The sequence below is a fragment of the Castellaniella sp. genome, assembly GCF_041677825.1.
GTDB lineage: Bacteria > Pseudomonadota > Gammaproteobacteria > Burkholderiales > Burkholderiaceae_B > Castellaniella.
Window position 1 is genome coordinate 1 of record NZ_JBAYPG010000036.1, and the last position, 23,161, is coordinate 23,161.

Annotated in this window: 21 protein-coding genes and 1 pseudogene; 5 read left to right on the forward strand and 17 right to left on the reverse strand. The window is 63.0% G+C overall.

Annotated elements, in window-relative coordinates:
- Nucleotides 1-57: 57 nt before the first annotated feature.
- The 17 genes from nuoL to WCY17_RS13030 all read right to left on the reverse strand — a co-directional run bounded on the left by nuoL (nucleotide 58) and on the right by WCY17_RS13030 (nucleotide 18,038).
- A complete protein-coding gene (gene nuoL / locus WCY17_RS12950) occupies nucleotides 58-2,109 on the reverse strand; it encodes an NADH-quinone oxidoreductase subunit L (protein WP_372702609.1) in 2,052 nt (683 codons plus the stop codon).
- A 7-nt stretch (nucleotides 2,110-2,116) separates the two neighbouring features.
- The gene (nuoK, locus tag WCY17_RS12955; RefSeq protein ID WP_372685796.1) at nucleotides 2,117-2,425 is read right to left on the reverse strand and encodes an NADH-quinone oxidoreductase subunit NuoK; all 309 of its coding nucleotides are present in this window, start codon (nucleotides 2,423-2,425) and stop codon (nucleotides 2,117-2,119) included.
- Entirely contained in the window at nucleotides 2,422-3,048 is a 627-nt protein-coding gene (locus WCY17_RS12960) for an NADH-quinone oxidoreductase subunit J (RefSeq protein WP_372702610.1), read from the reverse strand. The genes nuoK and WCY17_RS12960 overlap by 4 nt, the downstream gene beginning before the upstream one ends.
- An 18-nt stretch (nucleotides 3,049-3,066) precedes the next feature.
- The gene (gene nuoI, locus WCY17_RS12965) at nucleotides 3,067-3,555 is read right to left on the reverse strand and encodes an NADH-quinone oxidoreductase subunit NuoI (protein ID WP_372702611.1); all 489 of its coding nucleotides are present in this window, start codon (nucleotides 3,553-3,555) and stop codon (nucleotides 3,067-3,069) included.
- Between the two features lie 10 nt (nucleotides 3,556-3,565).
- Nucleotides 3,566-4,639, reverse strand: coding sequence for an NADH-quinone oxidoreductase subunit NuoH (gene nuoH, locus WCY17_RS12970; RefSeq protein WP_372702612.1), 1,074 nt, complete (start codon nucleotides 4,637-4,639; stop codon nucleotides 3,566-3,568).
- The gene (nuoG, locus tag WCY17_RS12975) at nucleotides 4,639-6,969 is read right to left on the reverse strand and encodes an NADH-quinone oxidoreductase subunit NuoG (protein WP_372702613.1); all 2,331 of its coding nucleotides are present in this window, start codon (nucleotides 6,967-6,969) and stop codon (nucleotides 4,639-4,641) included. The genes nuoH and nuoG overlap by 1 nt, the downstream gene beginning before the upstream one ends.
- Before the next feature lie 13 nt (nucleotides 6,970-6,982).
- A complete protein-coding gene (gene nuoF / locus WCY17_RS12980) occupies nucleotides 6,983-8,350 on the reverse strand; it encodes an NADH-quinone oxidoreductase subunit NuoF (RefSeq protein WP_372702614.1) in 1,368 nt (455 codons plus the stop codon).
- Nucleotides 8,347-8,829, reverse strand: a complete 483-nt coding sequence (nuoE, locus tag WCY17_RS12985) for an NADH-quinone oxidoreductase subunit NuoE (RefSeq protein WP_372702628.1) — start codon at nucleotides 8,827-8,829, stop codon at nucleotides 8,347-8,349. The genes nuoF and nuoE overlap by 4 nt, the downstream gene beginning before the upstream one ends.
- Nucleotides 8,830-8,854: 25 nt before the next feature.
- Complete coding sequence (locus tag WCY17_RS12990; RefSeq protein ID WP_372702615.1) at nucleotides 8,855-10,108, reverse strand: NADH-quinone oxidoreductase subunit D; 1,254 nt, start codon at nucleotides 10,106-10,108, stop codon at nucleotides 8,855-8,857.
- A gap of 1 nt (nucleotide 10,109) precedes the next feature.
- Nucleotides 10,110-10,724, reverse strand: a complete 615-nt coding sequence (locus WCY17_RS12995; RefSeq protein WP_372702616.1) for an NADH-quinone oxidoreductase subunit C — start codon at nucleotides 10,722-10,724, stop codon at nucleotides 10,110-10,112.
- A gap of 25 nt (nucleotides 10,725-10,749) precedes the next feature.
- Nucleotides 10,750-11,226, reverse strand: a complete 477-nt coding sequence (locus WCY17_RS13000) for an NADH-quinone oxidoreductase subunit B family protein (RefSeq protein WP_372685804.1) — start codon at nucleotides 11,224-11,226, stop codon at nucleotides 10,750-10,752.
- Between the two features lie 12 nt (nucleotides 11,227-11,238).
- A complete protein-coding gene (locus WCY17_RS13005) occupies nucleotides 11,239-11,598 on the reverse strand; it encodes an NADH-quinone oxidoreductase subunit A (RefSeq protein ID WP_372702617.1) in 360 nt (119 codons plus the stop codon).
- A gap of 297 nt (nucleotides 11,599-11,895) precedes the next feature.
- Nucleotides 11,896-13,056, reverse strand: a complete 1,161-nt coding sequence (locus tag WCY17_RS13010) for a porin (protein ID WP_372702618.1) — start codon at nucleotides 13,054-13,056, stop codon at nucleotides 11,896-11,898.
- 319 nt (nucleotides 13,057-13,375) lie between these two features.
- Nucleotides 13,376-14,794, reverse strand: coding sequence for an MmgE/PrpD family protein (locus WCY17_RS13015; RefSeq protein ID WP_372702619.1), 1,419 nt, complete (start codon nucleotides 14,792-14,794; stop codon nucleotides 13,376-13,378).
- Complete coding sequence (locus tag WCY17_RS13020) at nucleotides 14,791-15,525, reverse strand: cyclase family protein (RefSeq protein ID WP_372702620.1); 735 nt, start codon at nucleotides 15,523-15,525, stop codon at nucleotides 14,791-14,793. The genes WCY17_RS13015 and WCY17_RS13020 overlap by 4 nt, the downstream gene beginning before the upstream one ends.
- Nucleotides 15,526-15,590: 65 nt before the next feature.
- Entirely contained in the window at nucleotides 15,591-16,952 is a 1,362-nt protein-coding gene (locus tag WCY17_RS13025; RefSeq protein WP_372702622.1) for an MmgE/PrpD family protein, read from the reverse strand.
- Between the two features lie 174 nt (nucleotides 16,953-17,126).
- Nucleotides 17,127-18,038 (reverse strand): LysR family transcriptional regulator, encoded by a 912-nt coding sequence (locus WCY17_RS13030; RefSeq protein ID WP_372702623.1) that lies wholly within the window; start codon nucleotides 18,036-18,038, stop codon nucleotides 17,127-17,129.
- Between the two features lie 202 nt (nucleotides 18,039-18,240).
- Here WCY17_RS13030 and WCY17_RS13035 point away from each other — a divergent pair, with 202 nt between their 5' ends.
- The 5 genes and pseudogenes from WCY17_RS13035 to WCY17_RS13055 form a co-directional block, all read left to right on the forward strand.
- Entirely contained in the window at nucleotides 18,241-19,422 is a 1,182-nt protein-coding gene (locus tag WCY17_RS13035) for a CaiB/BaiF CoA transferase family protein (protein ID WP_372702624.1), read from the forward strand.
- Entirely contained in the window at nucleotides 19,419-20,294 is an 876-nt protein-coding gene (locus WCY17_RS13040; protein ID WP_372702625.1) for a MaoC family dehydratase N-terminal domain-containing protein, read from the forward strand. Before WCY17_RS13035 ends, WCY17_RS13040 begins: the two co-directional genes overlap by 4 nt.
- A 364-nt stretch (nucleotides 20,295-20,658) precedes the next feature.
- Complete coding sequence (locus WCY17_RS13045) at nucleotides 20,659-21,468, forward strand: enoyl-CoA hydratase/isomerase family protein (RefSeq protein WP_372702626.1); 810 nt, start codon at nucleotides 20,659-20,661, stop codon at nucleotides 21,466-21,468.
- A gap of 132 nt (nucleotides 21,469-21,600) precedes the next feature.
- Complete coding sequence (locus WCY17_RS13050) at nucleotides 21,601-22,815, forward strand: ABC transporter substrate-binding protein (RefSeq protein ID WP_372702627.1); 1,215 nt, start codon at nucleotides 21,601-21,603, stop codon at nucleotides 22,813-22,815.
- Between the two features lie 217 nt (nucleotides 22,816-23,032).
- Nucleotides 23,033-23,161: pseudogene (locus tag WCY17_RS13055) on the forward strand (ABC transporter ATP-binding protein); the annotation flags it as partial.

Genomic DNA, 23,161 nt, shown 5'->3' on the forward strand with positions numbered 1-23,161 from the left:
GCACGAAGATCGACAGGGTCAGCCAGGGGAGTGTTGAAGACGCCATTTCGCTAGCCATCAGTGAACCATCAAGACGAAGAATGTGAGAAACACCATGATGCCCAGGATCATGGCGAAGGCGTAATGATAGATGTAGCCCGACTGCAGCAGGCGTCCGGCTGCAGCGGTCATGCCCACCAGGCGGGCACTGCCGTTGACGATCAGGCCGTCGATCAGGCCGCGGTCACCACCCTGCCAGAGACCCCGGCCCAGCCCCGTGGCCGCAGGCACGATGACGTGCATGTTGAACCAGTCGAAATACAGCTTGTGGTCCAGCAGCCGGTAGACCGGTGCAAAAGTACGTGCCAGCGCCTCTGGTACCCGCGGATTGACCAGCCAGCAGTACCAGGACACCACAAACCCCGCCAGCAGCAGCAGGAAGGGCGTGCTGACGAACCCATGCAGGCCGTATGCCACCCAGCCATGCCAGCGTGCCGCCAGATCGGCCATGGCCGGGTGTTCGGGCAATACCTGGATGGCACCGTCGAAGAAATTGCCGAACAGCAGCGGCTGCACGAACCAGATGCCGGCGACGATCGACATGAAGGCCAGCAGCATCAAGGGCACGGTGACCACCCAGGGCGACTCTTTGGGCAGACCGTGGTGGTGGGCCATCTCGGCAATGGCCTGGGTTTTGGCCTCGCCGCGCAGCACTTCGAAGTCTTCTTCGTGCACCAGCGCGCTGGGGCCCTTTTTCGTATCGAAGCGCTCCTTGCCGTGGAACACCAGAAAGTACAGGCGGAAGGAATACAGCGAGGTGACGAACAGCCCGATGTACACCGCCCAGTGAGCAATGCTCGCGCCCCAGACATTGGCGGCCTCGGTCACTTCGACGATGGGCTCTTTGGAGTAGAACCCCGAGAAGAATGGGAAGCCCACCAGCGCCAGCGTGCCGATCAGCGTCGTGATCCACGTGATGGGCATGTATTTGCGCAGGCCGCCCATGTGGCGCATGTCCTGCCCATGGTGCATGCCCAGGATGACCGAACCGGCGGTCAGGAACAGCAGCGCCTTGAAGAATGCGTGCGTCATCAGGTGAAAGATGGCCACCGAATAGGCCGACGCCCCCAGGGCGACCGCCATGTAGCCCAGCTGGGACAAGGTGGAATACGCCACCACGCGCTTGATGTCGTTCTGCACCACGGCGATCAGGCCCAGGAACAGGGCGCCAAAAGCCCCCACCAGCATGATGAACGACAACACGGCTGGCGCATGTTCGAACAATGGCGAGAAGCGCGCCACCATGAAGATGCCGGCCGTCACCATGGTCGCTGCATGGATCAGCGCCGAAATCGGTGTCGGGCCTTCCATGGAATCAGGCAGCCAGACGTGCAATGGCGCCAGGGCCGACTTGCCCATGGCGCCCACGAACAGCGCCAGGCAGGCCACCGTGAGCAAATGCCAGTCCGTACCCGGAAAATTCAGGCCGGCCAGACGATCGGCCTGCGCAAAGACTGCCTCGTAGTGCAGGCTGCCGGTGTTGGCATACAGCAGGGCAATACCCAGCACGAAGCCAAAGTCGCCCACCCGGTTGACCATGAAGGCCTTGAGATTGGCAAACACCGCAGTCGGCCGGCCGTAATAGAAGCCGATGAGCAGATAGGACACCAGGCCCACCGCCTCCCAGCCGAAGAACAGCTGCATCATGTTGTTGGCCATGATGAGCATCAGCATTGAAAAGGTGAACAGCGAGATATAGGAGAAGAAACGGATGTAGCCGCGATCATCGCTCATGTAGCCGATGGTGTAGATGTGCACCATGAGCGAGACGAACGTGACCACGACCATCATCAGCGCCGTGAGCGTGTCGACCAGAAAGCCGACTTCGAACTTGAAGGGGCCGATCCAGGACCAGATGTAAATGGTTTCATCGAACACCGAACCATCCAGCGTCTGCTGCAGCGCCAGCAGCGAACCCACCAGGGAGACGCCCACCCCCACGCAGGTCAGCCAGTGTGCACCCTTGCGCGTGATCCACGAGCCCATGAAGCCCGTACCGAACAAGCCCACCAGCACCGCCGTGAAGAGCGGCGCCAGGGCAATCAGCAGATAAAGACTCTTTGCATCCATGGTGGGCTTATCCCTTGAGGTGGTCGAGTTTCTCGACGTTGAGGGTACTGAGATTACGGAACAGCAGCACCATGATGGCCAGCCCGATGGCGGCTTCGGCCGCCGCCACCGTCAGCACGAAGAACACGAATATCTGCCCGGCGGGATCTCCCGACCAGATCGAGAACGCCACGAAATTCATGTTGGCCGCCAGCAGGATCAGTTCGATCGACATGAGCAGCACGATCAGGTTGCGCCGGTTCAGAAAGAAGCCGAATACCCCCATGGCGAACAGGATGGCACCGACGATCAGATAATGGCTCAGGCCCAGGGTCATTTTTCGGCTCCTTCGGCGGGGGTGGCAGGGGTTTCGACCTGGGCCTTCATGGATACCAGGCGCACACGATCGGCCGGGCGCACACGGACCTGCTGGCTGGGCACCGTGCGCTTGTAGTCGGGCCGCCGGCGCAGCGTGAGCGCGATGGCGGCCACCATGCCCACCAGCAGAATCAAGCCGCCCACCTGCACGGCGTAGGCGAAGTCGGTGTACATGACCGTACCCAGTGCCAGCGTGTTGTCGTAGTCTTCAGGCACGGGCGCCAGGGGCCCGACATGGCCCCAGGCGCGCACCAGCACGACGGCCATCTCGACGATCATGATGCCGCCGATGGTCAGCCCCAGCGGCAGGTAGACCTTCATGCCCTGCTTCAGGCCCTCGGCCTTCATGTCGAGCATCATGACCACGAACAGGAACAGCACCAGCACCGCACCCACATAGACAATCATGAGAATGAGCGCGAGGAATTCGGCCTGGATCAGCATCCACATCATCGAGGCCGTGAAGAAGGTCAGGATCAGGTGCAGCACCCCGGTCACGGGCCTGGTGGCCGTGATCACCCGGAAGGCCGCCACCACCAGCACCAGGGCCAGCAGATAGAACAAGGCTAGATCAAAACTCATGGTTCCGGTTTCCCGATATCAACGATAGGGGGCATCGGCGGCGCGCCGAGCTGCGATTTCGGCTTCGTACCGATCACCCACGGCAAGCAGCATGTCCTTGGTGAAATACAGGTCGCCCCGTTTTTCACCGTGGTACTCGTGCAGGTGCGTCTCGACGATGGCATCCGTCGGGCATGCTTCCTCGCAGAACCCGCAGAAAATGCACTTGGTGAGGTCGATGTCGTAGCGCGTGGTACGCCGGGTGCCGTCATCGCGCTGCTCGGACTCGATGGTGATGGCCAGGGCCGGGCACACGGCTTCGCACAGTTTGCAGGCAATGCAGCGCTCTTCGCCACTGGCGTAGCGGCGCTGTGCATGCAGGCCGCGAAAGCGCGGCGAGGTGGGCGTCTTCTCGACCGGGTAATACAGCGTGATCTTGCGCTTGAAGAAATACTTGCCCGTCAGGCGCATGCCCTCGAACATCTCCTTGAGCATCAGACTGCCGAAGAAATCCTTGATTGCTTCCATGGTGTACCCCCTACTGCCAGATATTCCAGGGCGTCTGCATCCAGATCGCCACCAGCACCAGCCATACCCCCGTCAGGGGGATGAAAACCTTCCAGCCCAGACGCATGATCTGGTCGTAGCGGTAGCGCGGGAAGGTCGCACGAAACCAGATGAACATGGACACCACCACGAACGTCTTGAGACCCAGCCAGATCCAGCCGGGCACCCAGGTCAGGGGCACGATGTCGAGCGGAGGCAGCCAGCCACCCAGGAACATGATCGACGCCATGGCCGAGAGCAGGATCATGTTCGCGTACTCGCCCAGGAAGAACAATGCAAAGCCCATGCCCGAATATTCGACCATGTGGCCGGCCACGATCTCGGATTCACCTTCGACCACGTCGAAGGGATGGCGGTTGGTTTCCGCAACCGACGAAACCACATAGATGATGAACAGCGGCAGCAGCGGCAGCCAGTTCCAGGACAGGAAGTTGAGCCCCATGTCCGCAAAGACGCCCTGATCCTGGCCGGTCACGATACCGGAGAGATTGAGGGTGCCCGACACCAGCAGTACAGTGACCAGGATGAAACCGATGCCCAGTTCGTAGGACAGCATCTGGGCCGATGCGCGCAGGGCCCCGAGCAGGGCATACTTCGAATTGGACGCCCAGCCCGCCATGATCACGCCATAGACCTCGATGGAGGTGATCGCCATGATGAACAGCAGCCCGGCATTGATGTTCGCCAGCACCACATCCGGGCCGAACGGGATCACCGCCCACGCCGCCAGGGCGGGCATCAGCGTGACGATGGGCGCCAGCACATAGAGCACAGGGCTGGCGTGCGTGGGCACGATCAGCTCTTTGGTGAGCAGCTTGAACACATCGGCAAACGGCTGCAGCAGGCCACGATAACCGACCCGGTTGGGCCCCAGGCGCACGTGCATGGCGCCGATCATCTTGCGTTCCCAGTAGGTGAGATAGGCCACGCACAGGATGATGGGCACCGCAATGATGACGATCTTGACCAGCGTCCAGACCACCAGCCACGGGGTGGCGCCGATCAGGCCCGAGCCCCAGTCGTTCAATACGTTCAACCAGTCCATCAGCAACGCTCCAGCCGGATCGCGCCTGGGCCCTGACCCAGCGCAGCAGTGTGTTCGAAAGCCGCGGCGATGCGCAGCGCCTGATCCGCCACCGCGTCATCCAGCGCAACGGGCAACTGGATCTGACCGTGGTCGGATGACACCCGTACGGCGTCTCCGGGGACCAGCCCCAGCGCCTGAAGGGTTGCAGCGTTCGCCCAGGCCTGCGGCGGTGCCGAATTGACATGCTCCTGCAAGGGCTGCGACCGGCGGACCAGCGCATCGGTGCGATAGATCGGTACTTCGGCAACCCGCTCGAGGCCCGCGCCCGCGCTTCCGGGCGCGGCCGCCAGGCCGATCTCATTGGACAACCGGCCATCGATACCGCCCTGCATCACGCTGTCGCGCACAGACTCGGACGTGTCGTCATCGAAGCCTTCGAGTTCGAGCAGATTGGCCAGCACACGCAGCACTTTCCAGGCCGGGCGCGTATCCCCCACTGGCGCAGCGACCCCCTTGAAACTCTGCACCCGCCCTTCGGCGTTGACGAAGCTGCCGGAGGTTTCGGTAAAGGGCGCGATGGGCAGCATGACATCGGCCCAGTCTTCGGCCGCCGAACGATGTGACGTGAGCGCCACCGCCATGGCCGAGCCCTGCAGGGCACGCACGGCGCGTTCGCCCAGATCGCTGTCCATGCGCGGTTCGGCATGCAGCACCAGATAGGCCTTGAGCGGCTCGCCGCCCAGCATGGCGCGGGCATCCAGGCCGCCATCCTGGGGTACGGCACCGGCCAGATAGCCGCCGACCGTATTGCCGCCAGGCGTCAGGAAACCGAACCGCCCGCCTGAAAGCTGTGCAATCGCCTGGGCATTGGCTGCCAGTTGCGCGACCTGATCATCCGCCACCGCACCATTGCCCATGAACACGGCGACGTTCTCGCCGCTGGCCAGACTGTGCGCGATGGCCTTGGCGCCCTCGCCCGGCGCTACGCCCTCGAGCCCCGCGGGGACCGGCTGCTGCCGCTGCCCCGCCAGTGCCACGGCGATTTCAGCCAGTGCCTGCACCCAGCCCGAGGGCTTGACCGTGATCCGCGCCGCGACCGGCACCAGCGGATCGACCGCCACCGCATCGACCAGCGTGAGCTGCATGCCCTTCTTGGCCGCCTGACGCAGGCGCTGCGCCATGAGTGGATGATCCTTGCGCAGGAAGCTGCCCACCACGAGCACGCGATCGAGTTCGTTGAGTTCGGCAATCGGCATGCCCAGCCACGGGGCGCCGCTGCGTACGGCATCGAGTGCCGAGCCCGGCCCGCGCAGGCGAAAGTCGATGTTCCCGGACCCCAGGGCGCGCGTCAGGCGGGCCAGCAAGGCCAGCTCTTCGAGCGTGGCGGTGTCGGTGGCCAGGGCGCCGATCTGCGCCCCTGCGCCATCATCGTGGACCTGCCTGAGGCCAGCCACCACGGATTGCAGGGCATCCTGCCAGGAGGCTTCGTGCCACTGCCCGTCACAGCCCCGTACCATGGGGTGCTGCAGACGATCGTCGCCATACAGGCCGGCATAGGAAAAGCGGTCTTTGTCGCTGATCCAGCATTCGTTGACCGGCTCGTTCTCGAAGGGCACCACGCGCAGCACCCGATCCATCTTGGTCTGCACCACCAGATTGGCGCCCACGCTGTCGTGCGGGCTGATCGAGCGGCGCCGGGCCAGTTCCCAGGTGCGTGCCCCCATCATGAAGGGCTTCGAGAGCAGGGCCCCGACCGGGCAGACATCGATCATGTTGCCGGACAGTTCGGACTCGACCGCCTCGCCCACGAAGGTGGTGATCTCGGCGAATTCGCCCCGGTTGAGCAGGCCGATTTCAAGGATGCCGCCGATTTCCTCGCCGACACGGATGCAGCGCGTGCAGTGAATGCAGCGCTGCATCTGCTCGGCCGAGATGAGTGGCCCCATGGGCTTGTGGAACACCACGCGCTTGGGTTCCTTGTAGCGCGAAGCCGACTCGCCATAACCCATGGCGAGATCCTGCAACTGGCACTCGCCGCCCTGGTCGCACACCGGGCAGTCGAGCGGGTGGTTGATGAGCAGGAACTCCATCACCGCCCGCTGGGCGTCGATGGCCTTGGGCGAGCGCGTATACACCACCATGCCATTGGTGACCGGCGTGGCGCAGGCGGGCAGCGCCTTGGGCGCCTTTTCGACCTCGACCAGGCACATGCGGCAGTTGGCCGCGATGCTGAGCTTCTTGTGATAGCAGAAGTGCGGAATGTACAGGCCGGCCTCGTGGGCAGCCTGGATGACCATGCTGCCTTCTTCGGCTTCGATCTTCAGCCCGTCGATGGTGATTTCTACCATGGGGTGTCCTGACCTACAGATACTTGGGAACCACGCAATCCTTGTGATCGACGTGGTGGACGAATTCATCGCGGAAATGCTTGATGAAGCTGCGCACCGGCATGGCCGCGGCATCGGCCAGGGCGCAGATGGTGCGGCCCATCATGTTGTGCGCGACGGAATCGAGGGTTTCGATGTCTTCCAGGGTGCCCTGGCCGTTTTCCATGCGCTTCATCATGCGGTACAGCCAGCCCGTGCCCTCGCGGCACGGTGTGCACTGACCGCAGGATTCCTCGAAATAGAAGTACGACAGACGCATCAGCGACTTCACCATGCAGCGGGTTTCATCGAGCACGATGACCGCCCCCGAACCCAGCATGGAGCCGGCCTTGGCGATGGAATCGTAATCCATGTTGGTCTGCATCATGATCTCGGCCGGCAGTACCGGCGAGGATGAGCCGCCCGGAATCACGGCCTTCAGCTTGCGCCCGCCCTTCATGCCCCCGGCCAGTTCGAGCAATTTGGCAAACGGCGTGCCCAGCGGAATTTCGTAGTTGCCCGGGAGTTCGACATCCCCCGAGATGGAAAAGATCTTGGAGCCGCCGGCCTTCTCGATACCGGATTCGTGGTACGCCTGGGCGCCCATGTTGATGACCCATGGCACCGAGGCAAAGGTTTCGGTGTTGTTGATGGTGGTGGGCTTGCCATAGACCCCGTAGCTGGCCGGAAAAGGCGGCTTGAAACGCGGCATGCCGCGCTTGCCTTCCAGGGACTCGAGCAAGGCGGTTTCTTCGCCGCAGATGTAGGCCCCGAAGCCATGGTGGGCGTGGAGTTCGAAATCAAAGCCCGAGCCCAAGATGTCCTGGCCCAGGAAGCCCGCCTCGCGCGCTTCGGCCAGCGCCTGCTCGAAGCGTTCGTAGATGCGGAAGATCTCGCCGTGGATGTAGTTGTAGCCCACCGACGCGCCCATGGCGTAGCCGCCGATGATCATGCCCTCGATGACCGAATGCGGGTTGTAGCGCAGGATGTCGCGATCCTTGAACGTGCCCGGTTCGCCTTCATCGGAGTTGCAGACCACATATTTCTGCCCCGGGATGTTGCGCGGCATGAAGGACCACTTGAGCCCGGTAGGGAAACCGGCCCCGCCCCGGCCCCGCAGACTGGACGCCTTGAGCTCGGCAATCACGTCTTCGGGCTTCATTTCGGCCAGCACTTTCTTCAGGGCCTGATAGCCCCCGCGCGCCAGGTAGCCCTGGAGATCCCAATTGTGGCCATCGAGCCCGGCCAGAATCTGCGGCTGCAGGTGGCGCCCATGGAAGATCATGCTGCGCGCGGCGTCGCCCCCCAGGTCGGGGTCGAGCGCTCCGGCAGAAAATTTCTCGAGTACGGCCTGCGCGGTCATGCGGACTCCTTCAGTTCGGCGATCAGGGCATCGATTCTTTCGGGGGTCATGCGGCAGCACATGTGCCTGTCATTGGCGATGACGACCGGCGCATCGCCGCAGGCCCCCATGCACTCGCCTTCAAGCAGGGTAAACAGGCCATCGGCCGTGGTTTCATGGAAATCCACCCCCAGCGTCTGCTTGAGATGCTCGGCCGCCGCAGTGCTGCCCTGCAGGGCGCACGGCAGGTTGGTACAGATGGTGAGCGTGAACCGGCCCACCGGCTGCGTCTGGTACATGGTGTAGAAGCTCGCGACTTCCTGCACACGGATGGGCGGCATGCCCAGGTACAGGGCCACCTCGCGGATGAGATCGGGAGACACCCAGCCGTGTTCTTCCTGGGCGATGGCCAGCGCCGCCATCACGGTGGACTGCTTCTGATCGGGCGGATATTTGGCGGTTTCCCGGTCGATGGCCTGATAGGCCTGTTCGGATAGCAATTTTGACATCTTGATCATCCTGCCATTAGCGGTCGATCTCGCCAAAGACGATGTCCTGGGTCCCGATGATGGTGACCACGTCGGAGATCATGTGCCCCCGCGACATTTCTTCGAGTGAATGCAGATGGGCAAAGCCCGGCGCCCGGATCTTCATGCGATAGGGCTTGTTGGCCCCGTCGGAAATCATGTAGATGCCGAATTCGCCCTTGGGGTGCTCGACGGCGGCGTAGGCTTCGCCTTCGGGAACGTGCATGCCCTCGGTGAACAGCTTGAAGTGATGGATCATGTCTTCCATCCCTTCTTTCATGCGCGCCCGCTTGGGCGGCGCCACCTTGTGGTTGCCGACGATCACCGGCCCCGGATTGTTGCGCAGCCACTCGACGCACTGGCGTATGATGCGGTTGGATTCGCGCATCTCGGCGATGCGGCACAGATAGCGGTCGTAGCAGTCGCCGTTGACGCCTACGGGGATGTCGAACTGCATCTGATCGTAGACCGCGTACGGCTGGTTCTTGCGCAGGTCCCACTCGATGCCCGAGCCACGCAGCATGGGGCCCGTGAAACCCAGGGCCAGTGCGCGCTCGGGGGACACCACGCCGATATCGACCAGGCGCTGCTTCCAGATGCGGTTTTCAGTGAGCAAGACTTCGTATTCGTCTACGCATGTGGGAAACCGCTCGGTGAAGGCCTCGATGAAATCGAGCAACGAACCGGCGCGGTCGGCGTTCATGGCCTTGAGTTCCTTGTCGGAACGGTATTTGCTGCCCTTGTACTGCGGCATGCTGTCGGGCAGATCGCGATACACCCCCCCGGGGCGGTAATAGGCCGCGTGCATGCGCGCCCCCGAGACGGCTTCGTAGCAGTCCATCAGATCTTCACGCTCGCGAAACGCATACAGGAATACGGCCATTGCGCCCACGTCGAGTGCGTGCGAGCCCAGCGACATCAGGTGATTGAGAATACGCGTGATTTCGTCGAACATCACCCGTATGTACTGGGCGCGCACCGGGATCTGGATACCCAGGAGCTTTTCGACGGCCAGGCAGTAGGCGTGCTCGTTGCACATCATCGACACGTAGTCGAGCCGATCCATGTACGGCAGGGCCTGCAGGAAGGTGCGGTGTTCGGCCAGTTTTTCGGTGGCCCGGTGCAGCAGCCCGATGTGCGGATCGGCCCGCTGGACGACTTCGCCATCGAGTTCGAGCACCAGGCGCAGCACGCCGTGCGCCGCCGGGTGTTGCGGGCCGAAGTTCAGGTTGTAGTTCTGGATCTCTGCCATGTCAGTACCGTTCTATGCCGTAGTGATCCTCGCGCACCACGCGCGGCGTGATCTCGCGCGGCTCTATGGTGACGGGCTGGTAGATGACCCGCTTCTGCTGGGCATCGTAGCGCATCTCGACGTGCCCCGAGATGGGGAAATCCTTGCGGAACGGATGGCCGATGAAGCCGTAGTCGGTCAGGATGCGGCGCAGGTCGGGGTGCCCCTCGAAGACGATGCCGAACAGATCGAAGGCTTCGCGCTCGTACCAGTTGGCCGATGGCCAGAGATCGACCAGCGAAGCCACCACGGGGAATTCGTCATCGGCCGCATACGCCCGCACCCGCAGGCGCCAGTTGTGGGTGACCGACAGCAGGTGGCTGACCACGGCGAAGCGGCGCGGATGCGGCGCGTGATCGGGCCCGTAGGTAGGTGCCTTCCAGGCCGAGTAATCGACCCCGCACAGGTCGATCAGGGTTTCGAAACGCAATTCGGCATGGTCGCGCAGGATGCGGCCGACGTCGGCCCAGCGATCGGGCGCCAGTTGCAAGGTCAGTTCGCCGCGGGATTCGACCAGATCGATCGTATCGCCCAGCACTGCAAGCAGGTGGGTCTTGAGAGTTTCTGAACGTGTCATGGGGAGCGTCTGGCTGGAGCCGTGCCTAGCGGGCAATGGTGTTGGTGAGGCGGATCTTGTTCTGCATCTGCAGCAAGCCGTAGACCAGGGCTTCGGCCGTGGGCGGGCAGCCCGGCACGTAGACATCGACCGGCACGATACGATCACAGCCACGCACCACGGAGTATGAGTAGTGGTAATACCCCCCGCCATTGGCGCAGGACCCCATGGACACCACCCAGCGCGGTTCGGGCATCTGGTCGTACACCTTGCGCAGCGCCGGCGCCATCTTGTTGCACAGTGTGCCGGCAACGATCATCAGGTCGGACTGGCGCGGGCTGGGGCGAAAGATGATGCCGAACTGGTCGAGATCATAGCGCGCGGCACCCGCGTGCATCATTTCGACCGCACAGCAGGCCAGGCCGAAGGTCATGGGCCACAGCGACCCGGTCTTGGCCCAGTTCAGGAACTTGTCGGCACTGGTGGTGACGAAGCCCTTGTTCATGACGCCTTCTGCAGACATGCGTACCCCCTGTTATTCCCAATCGAGCGCACCCCGGCGCCATTCGTAGATGAAGCCCACGGTGAGGATCGCCAGGAAGATGGCGACCGCCCAGAAACCGACCATGCCCACCACCCCGTTGGCCATGGCCCACGGGAACAGGAATGCGATCTCGAGATCGAACATGATGAACAGGATGGCCACCAGGTAATAGCGGATGTCGAACTGCATGCGCGAATCACCAAAGGCCTCGAAGCCGCACTCGTAGACCGAGAGCTTTTCGGCATCGGGCCTGTTGGGGCCCAGAAAGCGCCCTGCCAGCATCAGCGCCACGCCGATCAGCGTGGCCACAATGATGAAAAGCAGCACGGGGAAGTACTGTTCAAGGTTCATGCCAGACCTCAGGTCCATCCAATCAAACTATCGGATTGTAGCATTCGGGCACGGCCTGGTGCCGCGCAGCAGCCATTCTGAAACAATCTGGTGAATGCGAATCAGACGCATTGGCCGCATGCGATGCAGCCCGGCGGAAACGCCCTTCTGATTGCGCGTGCCATGATGATGGCGACCCGGCACCCCAATGAAAAACCACCCCGAAGGGTGGCTTTCTGCCGGGATCGAGCCCCGGCGGGTTCTGGCTGGCCCGGCAAGATGCCGGGCCATATCCTGCGTGGCATGCCACGCCATGGATCAGAACGCGTGGGTCAGGCCCAGGCCGGCTTCCGTACCCTTCAGGTCGCGGATGTAGCCCAGGTTGGTACCGTACGAACCATAGGCGTACACCGTGGTGCGCTTGGACAGGGGGTACTTGTAGTTGATCTGGTAGGTGTTGATGTTGCCAGCGTAATCACCCCAGGCGCTGCTGTTGTCCAGGTTGGAGTTGGAGTGCGACCAGCCGGCATACAGAGTGCCGCCGCCCACCGGAGCGCTCAGGCCCACGGCGTAGTTGTTGGCCTTGAAGCTGTGGTCATTGGGCTCGAGATAACCAACGCCAGCAGGCAGGACACCTGTGATCCCCATGCCACCCGGCACCTTGGGCGCCCAGCCCAGCTTGCCATGGCGATCCTGGCCGAAGGCCAGCATCAGCTTGATGACTTCGAAGTCATAGCCGCCGCTGATGACCCAGCTGGTGACGGCGTCGACATCGGAACCATACCCCTGGCGATCATAGCTTGCGCCGAGGCTGATGGGGCCGTTGTTGTAGCCGATACCCACCGACACGCGGTTGCCGCGATTGTCGTAGGTTTCCCAATCGCCACCGGCCACCTTGTAACGGCCGACCGTATCGCTGTTGCCGGTGCCGGTGCCATACATGAGGATGGCGCTGAAGCCGGACAGGTTGGGCGTGACATACTTGAAGGAGTTGTCGACCCGGTCTTCACCGGCCACGCCAACGGCGCCGAACACGGTTTCGTTATCGCCCATGCCCATGCCGTTGGGGCCACGGTAGACGCCAAAGGCGCTGCCGGCGGAGTACTGGCGACCGATGGTGAACGTACCCCAGTCATCGCTGGACAGCCCGACGAACGACTGGCGGTGCCACTGGCGCGGGGCGTATTCGGAACCATTGCCAATGTTGAAGCCCTGCTCCAGGGTGAAGATGGCGCGCAGGCCATCGCCCAGATCTTCGGAACCACGCAGCCCCCAGCGGTTGCCGGCGTTCAGGTCACCGCGCACACCGGACTTGGTTTCGCGGAGTTCACCAGCGCCACTGGGGCCGTTGTATTTGAAATTCTGATAGCCGTAGCCGGTATCCAGGATACCGTACAGCGTCACGGACGTTTCTGCCTGGGCAACACCGGCGGTGGCAAAGCCAGCCAGCAGAGCAGCAGCGAGCAGAGTCTTTTTCATGTAAGAAATCTCCGTAGATTTGTGTGAATCAGAGCAGGCCAACATCGTGCTGCTGCTCTTCCAACTCCGCAATCGGAAGTTGGGTCTATTGCACCAAAAAACCGCGCTCAAGGCTATCTGGACGTGCAAGTCGGGCCCAGTTAAGCGAACAAACGTTGCACAACAACAACACTCAATGTTCACTGGACAGGGCCAGTGCCTGCTTTCGGGTTGTTTCCCGCCGGGCTGCGCCGGCCCACGATCCCGACGCTTCGGCAGCCACGCGCGCAGCCGTCCGGGCCGGACTCGATCGGGTGTCCCTCGATCGGGTATTCCGTGATCAGGCGCTCTTCGGCGAGATGAACAGGCTGTCCACGCCCGGCCGGTGTTCGAGGTGCTGGACATCGTGCAGCAGCCCCTGGATCGCGTCCGATGAATAAAGGCCGCCAACCAGCCCCGAAAACTTGTCGTGCAGCGCGGCCATCGACGGAAAGTTGTCCGGTTCGCCACTCGGGCTGTCGACCCGGTGCTCGAGCACCTGCCCGCTGGCCAGCCGGATCCGCACCTGCGCGCCGAAACGATCGGGGAACAGGGCTTCGATGGCAGGTGTCGAAATGACATCCACCTTCTGCATGAGCGCATCCACATGCGGATCCCCCAGGCGCTGGCCGTAGGTATCCCAGGTGACCTGCCCATCGAGAACGGCCACGGCCGCAAGAAACGGCATTGAAAACTGGCCTTCGACCACGCTGCGCACCTGGCGTTTCTGTTCGATGGGCGCCCCGACCAGCAAAATGCCCTTGTGCGGCAATGCGCACTCGATGTGCCCGATTTCAGCCCCCGCCAGATCGTGGGCGCTGCGCAGGGCCACGATGGCATCGATGGCCGCATGGGCAAAGCGGCAGGCCGGATACGGCTTGATGGCGATATCCAGGGTGCGCCACTGGTCTCCCAGGGCAATCTGCGCTGCCGGCATGTCGGCATGCGGCGCATAGGCCCGCATGAACCCATGCGGGCCCTCGAGCGGATGCGACGCCCCTTTGTAGCCAGCGCGCGCCAGGCAGGCCGATACCAGGCCGGCCCGTGCAGCGGCGCCCACCTGGAAGCGCTTCGTCCACGCACCGTTCTCGAGGAACTGCAGCGACCCCGCTGCCTGGCTCAGCGCGATGCCCAGCGCCGACGCTGTCTGCGCGGCATCCAGGCCGAGCACCCGGGCCGCCGCCACGCTGGCGGCAAACACGCCGCAGGTGGCCGTAGGATGAAAGCCCCGGTCATAATGGTCTGCAGCCCCCAGGGCGACCGAGAGCCGGCAGACGAGCTCATAGCCGGCAATCACCGCAGCCAGCACCCGGGCCCCGGACGCCTGCACCATGCCGGCAGCCGCCAGGGCCGCCGGCAACACCGTGGCACTGGGATGCAGGGCACCGCGCGCGTAGGTGTCATCGAAATCGAGAGAATGGATCAGCGCACCGTTGAGTTCCGCTGCAGCGGGCGGTGCAAAGCGTTGCGCGGCACCGAGTACATAGCCACCCTCTGGGCTGGACGCCGTGGCCTGCCCCAGGGCCTGCAGCGCCGCCACGTGCGCCCCGGTGGATTCAGCGTCCCACCAGGCGCGCATGCCCACACCCAGCGAATCGAGAATCAGCGCCCTGGCGCGCGCTCGCACGACCTCGGGCACGTGCTCGAGTGCCAGTTCAGAGGCGAATCGGGCCAGTGCAGCCGTGACGTCCGTGCCGTTCTTTCCCAGTCGCGTGCTCATGCCGCCACCCTGCGCGCCAGGATACGGGTAGGCGCCCCGTCGCCTCCATGAATGTTCAGGGCATTGCAAAGCACCTCGATACGCTGCCCGGTCAACCCGTCGAGGTTGGTGAGATGCTCGGCTACCAGCACGCCATGCCCGAGCAGGCGTTCGTGGACAGGAAAATCGAACCCCGGCCCGCGCTGCGCATGCGGCATCTCGGGCGTCGGCGTATCGATCGCCAGCATCTTGACCTGGTGGTCGACCAGCCATTGGGCAGCCGCCACGCTCAGCCACGGGTGATCCTGATAGGCAGCCGACCCCGCCAGATGGTGCATGCCGGTATTCAGGATGAGGATGTCGCCGGGCTCGAGCCCGGCACACGCCGCCTCGAGCTGCGCGGGGCCGATCTCGTGCGCGCCACCGGCGTCGATGCGGCAGATCAGGCCCGGGCCCCACAGGCGCTCGAGCGGTACATCCTCGAAAGCCGGGCCGTCATTGAAACGGTGGCGCGGCGAATCGACATGCGTGCCCAGATGCACCACCATATCCATGCGGGTGATGTTCAGCGGAAAGCCCGGACGCTGCCGGAAATGCCCAAACTCGGGCACCGGGAAAAAAGGCTGCCGAGGCATGTCCGGGCCCAGCGGATGAGACAGATCCACCCATGGGCCCCGCGCCTGCAACGCGCGTGCCGCAGGCAGTTCGAGCCAGCCCTGCCAGCCATCGGACAATACTGCACCATCACACATGGGCCCCTCCTGCCTCTTGTATGGACAGACGACCGCCCAGGCGGCCGTCAGAGCGAGCGCAGACCTCAGTGCCCACCAAGGGCCTGCGACAAGTCTGCCACCTGAATACCCGGAAGATTGGCGACCAATGCCACCAGGCGGTCGGCCTGCTCGGGACTCAGGACCTGCTGAACATTATCCCGGAATTTCTGTTCGAGCTCGGCGGCGGACAACGGGTTGGCCGGATCACCCTTGGGGTAATACACGATGGCCTCGAGCCGTGTGCCATCATGCCGGGTGACGACCACCCGGGCCGGAAATTTCTCTGGGTACAGTGGAGTGAGTTCGGGATCGGCCACGACTTCGGTGACTTCAAGCACCCTGCGGATGCGCGCATCATTGAAGCGTTCGGGCGCGAACTGCCGCTGGGTGATTTCGCCATCCACCAGCGCCGCAGCCACGCAATAGGGCACGGACAGCCGGGCCGCCATGGTTTTCTGGACATCCTTGCTGGAAAAATGCGACTTCACCGTCGCATAGGTACGGATCTCGACTGCCGCAATCTCGTCGGCAACCGGCCCGGCGCGCTCCACGATGTCGAGCGCCGCGCCGATGGGCGAATGGCTGGCCAGAATAGAAGGATAGAGCTTGAAGCCATTTTGCAGGATTTCCCAGCGCGCCCCGAGGCCCGCCTGCAGGGCAGCGGCATCGGGCTCGGTGCTGTAGGCCGCCAGATAGCCTTTTGGATGGCCGAGAATGTCCGGCGGGCTGCTGGCACCCAGCTCGGCCAGCAACACGCCAAGTATGCCGTTCATGGCCGCCTTGCCTGGATGCAGGCCCTTGGAATCATCACCCGACTCGAAAAAAGTGTTCAGGCCGGCCGCCTGGGTTCCTGCAAAGCCCAGGGCAGTGCAGGTGGCATCGACCCCCAGGCCGGCAGCCCGGGCGGCGGCCGCGGCGGCTGCAAACGTACCGTTGGTGGCTGTGGAATGCCAGAACCGGTAATGGCTGGGCATGACCGCCATCCCGACCCGGGCACCGATCTCGTAACCCGCCACCAGGGCAGTGATCAGGTCACGCCCCGTACCCCCGCGGGCTTCGCTCACCGCCAGTGCGGCCGGCACGACCACCGAGCCCAGATGCGCCAGCGCACGCTTGTGGGTGTCATCATTGTCGGCTGCATTCATCAGCATGCCATTGGCCAGTGCGGCCAGGGCCGCATGGGTCTGCGCGCCACCAATCAGGGTGGCCTGCGCGGTGGCCCCAAACTGGCTCACCAGATCACCGGCAATCCGGGCCTTGCGTGGATCTTCCCTGTAGGCCGCAAAAGCACAGCCGATGGCATCGAGCAGGAAGCGGCCGGCCTGGGTCACGACCTCAGGGGGCAAATCATCAAATTTGAGTTGGGCCACGAAACGGGCCAGCGGTTGGGTCAGGGAAGAAGTCATGGGATCCAGGCCTGGCAGGCACTAATGAACGGGAAACGGCACGGGTGTCAGGACGCCGGGCAGCCCGCGCCGTCGACAGGGAAAGTATGGTCGGCTTCGAACACCCGGAAAAGCGAATTTTGCCAAACACAGGTTTTGCATATGACAAACGCATGCCGCCGATTCACGCGGTCTTCAGGCTTCGGTGGATGTCTGCAGCCCCGCAGCCGCACATAGATTATCGACCAGATCGGCCAGGAAATCCTGAGCGTGGCGGCGCTCGCGCCGGATGCAGATGCGCAGATCGCGTCGTGACCAGGCTTCCTTGAGCCCGACCACTGCCAGGTATTGCTGATCGGCAGGTTCGAGCGCGGAGCGCGGAACCACGCCGATGCCGGCGCCCGATGCCACCAGACGGGCAATGGCACGATAGCCGGAGACCTGCACGCGCACGTCCAGCCGCCCACCCAGGGCCGCCGCGTGCCCAACCAGGAAGGTATGCAGCGCCGTACCCTGTTGAAGACTGATGAACGGCTCGCCCATGCAGTCTGCGAAGTGGATGTCCGCCGTGGCAGCAAGCCCGGATGACTTGGGCATGAGCATGACCAGTTGATCCTGCCGATAGGGGAGAAACTCGAGATCCGGATGGGTCTGATCGAGTGCCACGACACCGATATCGGCGCGTGCGGCCGCCACGGCATCGACAATCTCGTGGCTGGGGTGCTCTTCGAGAATGATGCGCACGTCCGGAAAACGGGCGAAGAAGCGCGCCAGATCGTCGGGCAGGTACGAGCTGATGGCATTGTTGTTGGCGAAGAACGTGATCCGGCGCGTGATGCGTTGCGAAAAAGGCTGCATGTCGGAGCGCATCTGCTCGAGCAGCGCCACGCAGCGCCGTGCGTGATCGGCCATGACCCGGCCGGCCGGTGTCAGGCTGACCCCGCGCGCACCGCGGACCAGCAACCGGGCCCCCATGGCTTCTTCCAGACGCTTGATGCGCAGGCTGACCGAAGACGGCGCAAGATGAACCCGCCGGGCACCCCGTGACAGGTTGCCGGCATCGGCCACCGCAAGAAAAACCTTCAGATCGACAAAATCATAGTGCATGAATTCGAGGGACTGCATCCATCCAGCCTGGCGGTCAGCATTCATCCGGCGTGCCGATCAGATTACCCTGAGCTTTCGTGAATGACAAATCCTGGCTTTGAAATTGCTCGCTTCTGCCCACGTCCCGGACTCGGGATAATTGCGTCTGGCCCACCTGCACTGCAGGCGAAATTCACGCGCATCATCCTCGAGCACAATCGTCATGTCGAACGCACCAGATCCCAGCCAGCCCATTTCAATGCCCGGACCGCTCGATGGCCTCCTGGTCGTGGCCATCGAACAGGCCGTGGCAGCCCCGTTCTGCACAGGCCGCCTGGCCGCAATGGGTGCCCGTGTGATCAAGGTCGAGCGGTCCGAGGGGGACTTTGCCCGGGGCTATGACCAGGCGGCCAACGGCGAAGCCTCGTATTTCGTGTGGGCCAACAGTGGCAAGGAATCGCTGATGCTGGACTTCAAGCAACCCGAGGGCGCCGCGCTGCTGCATCGCATTCTGGCCAGGGCCGACGTGCTGGTTCAGAATCTGGCGCCAGGCGCGCTGGCCCGCGCGGGTTTTGGAGAGTCTGATCTGCGCGCACAATACCCACGTCTGATCACCTGCGACATCAGTGGCTATGGCAGCGAAGGCCCGGGCAGCGACCTGAAGGCGTATGACCTGCTGGTCCAGTGTGAAAGCGGCCTGGTCGGCATCAGCGGCGCACCCGAAGCCTATGGGCGCATCGGGGTCTCGATCTGCGACATCGGCGCCGGCCTGAATGCAACCATCGGCATATTGTCGGCCCTGGCGCAGCGTGCGCGCACGGGCGTCGGATCGAACATTGCCATCTCGCTGTTCGACAGCGCGGCCGACTGGATGACGGTGCCATATGTGCACCAGGTCTACGGGAAAGGGGCGCCCGCACGCCAGGGCCTGCAGCATCCGTCGATTGCGCCATACAGCAGTTACAGCACCCGGGATGGCCGCGACATCGTCATCAGCATACAGAATGAGCGCGAATGGCAGCAGTTCTGCGCCCACTTCCTGCAGGATCCAGCCATTGCAGCCGACGAACGCTTTTCGTCCAACAACCAGCGCGTGGCGCATCGTGAAGCGCTGAATGCGCTGATCGCAAAGGCGTTCGCCCAACTTGACCGGGATCAGGCCCTGGCGCGCCTGAACGCATCGAATACCGCCTACGGACAAGTGCGCTCGGTGGCGGAACTGGCCGAACATCCTGCATTGCGCACCTGGCCCATGTCCGTCCACGACGAGGATTTGCACCTGATCGCGCCACCCGTACGCGCGCCCTGGGACAGGCAGCGATTCGAATCCGCTCCCCGGCTGGGACAGCACACCAAGTCCCTGCAGGCAGAATTTTCAGTTGCATGCAATGAGATTGCGCCATGACTACACTCGATATGAACCACCTGCGTCAATGGGTCGGGAGATCCATGACAGACCATGATGTCCTGTCCGTACGGCACGCACGCCTGATGGCGGCCACCGTGGGGCGCGCGCCCGAAAGCCTGGAAAACGGCACGGCCCTGCCGCCCCTGTGGCACTGGATTTATTTTCTCGAAGGGCGCCCGCCGGCCGAGCTGGGCCGTGACGGACATGCCGCCCGCGGCGGATTCCTGCCGCCCGTGCCGCTGAGCAACCGCATGTGGGCCGGCGGCCAGCTCGAATTCCATGCGCCCCTCATCCTGGGCCAGCCTGTCGAGAAGCAATCCAGCATCCTGTCCGTGGAGCACAAACAGGGGCGCAGTGGCGACCTGGTGTTCGTCGCCGTGGAACACCAGATCATCCAGTGCGGCCGGCAGGCGGTTCGCGAAGTCCATGACATCGTCTACAAGACCCCCAACCTGCCAGGCGCGGGGCATACGCCGGCAGAGGCCCGCCCCAGCCAGTACAGCAGGCCCTTCACGCCCGATTCGACCATGCTGTTTCGCTACTCGGCACTGACCTTCAACGGCCACAGGATCCATTACGACGCAGACTACTGCCGCAACATCGAGGGCTACCCCAACCTGGTGATCCATGGCCCCCTGTGCGCTACGGTGCTTGCCGGATATGCCGAAGAAGTCGCTGGCCGGCGGCTGAAATCCTTTGTTTATCGGGCGCAGCGCCCCAATCTGCTGGGTGACTCATTGAGCCTGAACGCCTCGGCGCACGACGGTGCCCTGTCGATCTGGGTGGCACAGGCCGATGGTGCCATCTCCATGCAGGCGCACGCCGGCTTTCACGACCATGCGCACGACACCGCCACGCACGCGTCATGACGCATGCCTGCCAGGCCTGTCCGAGGACGATGTGCAGTTGAATGCCGGTTTGAGTGCCCGTCTGCCTGTTGAATGCGCATCGGCCCGCTGAATGGCCATCGAACTGCTGAAAGCCCGCCTGCCCGATGAATGGCTGCTGAATGTCCGCCCGATGTGAATAGACGGCCAGGAATACACCGTGTACGCAAATTGAACACTTTACGACCGCCGCAGCGTATCACTGTTCACCAAACAGCCTCAATGAATCTGGCACGCAAATTGCGAGTCTCCAGATGCAGGTGAAGGATGCGCACATGGCATCCATTTTCGTACCACCGGGGCTGGCACCGGCCGCATGAGCCCCTTCATACAAGGAAGCAAGACCGTGACCGATCGTTATGCCCAATATGAAAGATTTGCCTTTGACCGACCCAGTCCCGGCGTATTGCGTGTCACCATGAAGTCGCCGCTGAAATTGGGGGCGATGGATCCACGGATGCACCTCGAGGTCTCCGAAATCTGGCGCGACCTGGACGTCGATGACAGCGTCAACGTGATCGTGTTCACGGGTGACGGCAAGACCTTCTCTGCCGGAGGCGACCTGAACCACGAACGCAAGGTCTGTGATGACTATGCGTTGAGAATGCAGACGATGAAAGAGGCGCGCAATCTGGTCACCAACATGCTGGACTGCAGTAAGCCCATCATCACCGCGGCGCGTGGATGGGCCGTGGGCGCGGGCCTGGCCACGTTGTTGCTGGCCGATGTATCCATCGTCGCCAATGACGCAAAACTGTCCGACGGTCACCTGAAGATCGGTGTGGCTGCCGGGGATCACGCAGCCATCATCTGGCCGCTCCTGTGCGGCATGGCCAAGGCCAAGTACTACCTGCTGACGGCGGACACCATCACGGGCGAAGAGGCGGATCGCATGAATCTGGTGTCCATGGCTGTACCGGATGAAGAGGTCGAGGCCCGCGCACTGGAGATTGCCGCGCGCCTGGCCAAGGGCGCTCCGGCTGCACAGCGCTGGACAAAAATGATGCTCAACCACTGGGTCAAGCAGGCCCTGCCCATCTTCGATGCCTCGCTGGCGCTCGAATTCATCGGTTTTGCAGGCCCCGAAGGGACCGAAGGGATCGATGCCTTCCTGCAGAAACGCAGTGCAAATTTCAATCCGAAAACCCCATTCTGAGCCCAGGCGCAGGCGCCACACCCCCAGGTGCCGTACATCGCTGCGCCTGCGTATCCGGGCCCGAATCAGTGCCATACCCATGCTCGCGCATGAATCCGCGTTGAACCAACCCGACCTCTACGGAGACAAACCATGAAAACCTTTCAGTATCTGAAGCTGACCGCTGCCGTGTTCGGTGCCCTGGCCATTGGGGCCAGCGCCCAGGCGGCAGACGAGGCACCGCTGCGCATCGGCGCCATCGTCGACATGAGCGGCATTTACTCGGCGCACGGCGGCCCCGGTGGGGTGGCGGCCGTCAAGATGGCCATCAACGATTTCGGTGGCACGGTCAACGGTCGCAAGATCGAGCTGCTGTCGGCCGACTACCAGAACAAGCTGGACATCACCCTGGCCACCGCACGCAAGTGGTATGACCAGGACGGCGTCGAAATGATCATCGAATCGACCGATTCAGCATCAGCCATCGGCCTGCAGAAGCTCGCGCAGGAAAAGGACAAGGTGGTGATTTTCGCTGGATCCGCGTCTTCGCTGCTGTCCAACGAAAATTGCTCGCCAAATGGCATCCATTACGTGTATGACACCTATGCGCTGGCCCATGGCACAGGTGCAGCAGTGACCAAGAACGGCGGCGACAGCTGGTATTTCATCACGGCAGACTATGCCTTTGGCCATGCCCTGGAAAAGGATACGGCCGATGTCGTGAAGGAATCCGGGGGCAAGGTACTGGGCGCCGTGCGCGCGCCGTTGAACACGGCGGACTTCTCTTCTTTCCTGCTTCAGGCGCAATCTTCTGGCGCCAAGGTGATTGGCCTGGCCAATGCGGGCACCGACACCCAGAACACTGTGCGTCAGGCCTCGGAGTTCGGCATCACCCAGGGCGGCCAGCAACTGGCCACCTTGCTGGTATTCCTGAACGATGTCAAGGGAATGGGCCTCGAGGCGTCACAGGGGTTGCAGTTCACCACCGGGTTCTACTGGGACCGGGACGACGAAACCCGGGCATTTGCCAAACGCTTCTATGAGGTGCACGGTGCGATGCCCTCGATGGTGCAGGCCGGTATGTACTCGGCCACGATGGCCTACCTGAATGCAGTCAAGGAAGTCGGTGCCGATAATGCCAAGGCTGTGGTGGAGCAGATGAAGAAGACTCCGATCGATGATTTCTACACCCACAACGGGCACATCCGCGAAGATGGCCGCATGGTCTATGACATGCTGCTGGTGCAGGCCAAGACACCCGAAGAGTCCACCGGCGAATGGGATCTGCTGAAGATCAACTCGGTAATCCCGGCCGAACAGGCCTGGCGCCCACTGTCCGACAGCGTCTGCCCGCTGGTGAAGAAATAAGCTCGGCGCAGGGCATTCCGACACGCCAGGGGGCCCGGGTCCATCAAGGATCCGGGCCAGCCCGGTGGCCGCGGGCGGCTGCAATCCGTTACAGAATGACTGTAATTTTCGCAACAGGCCCTGTATCATGGCGGGCATTGCGCCAGCCCGGTGCGTCGTGCAAGGCCCCTGGCAGGTTCAGCCTCGCATGGGCGCCCATCTTCCTGATTGAATACGCATGAGTGACATCATTCTCGAGACTCGTCACCTGACGAAGTCCTTTCTGGGCTTCGTGGCGGTCGATGACGTCAACCTGAAGGTCCAGCGGGGCCATATCCACGCGCTCATCGGCCCCAACGGGGCGGGC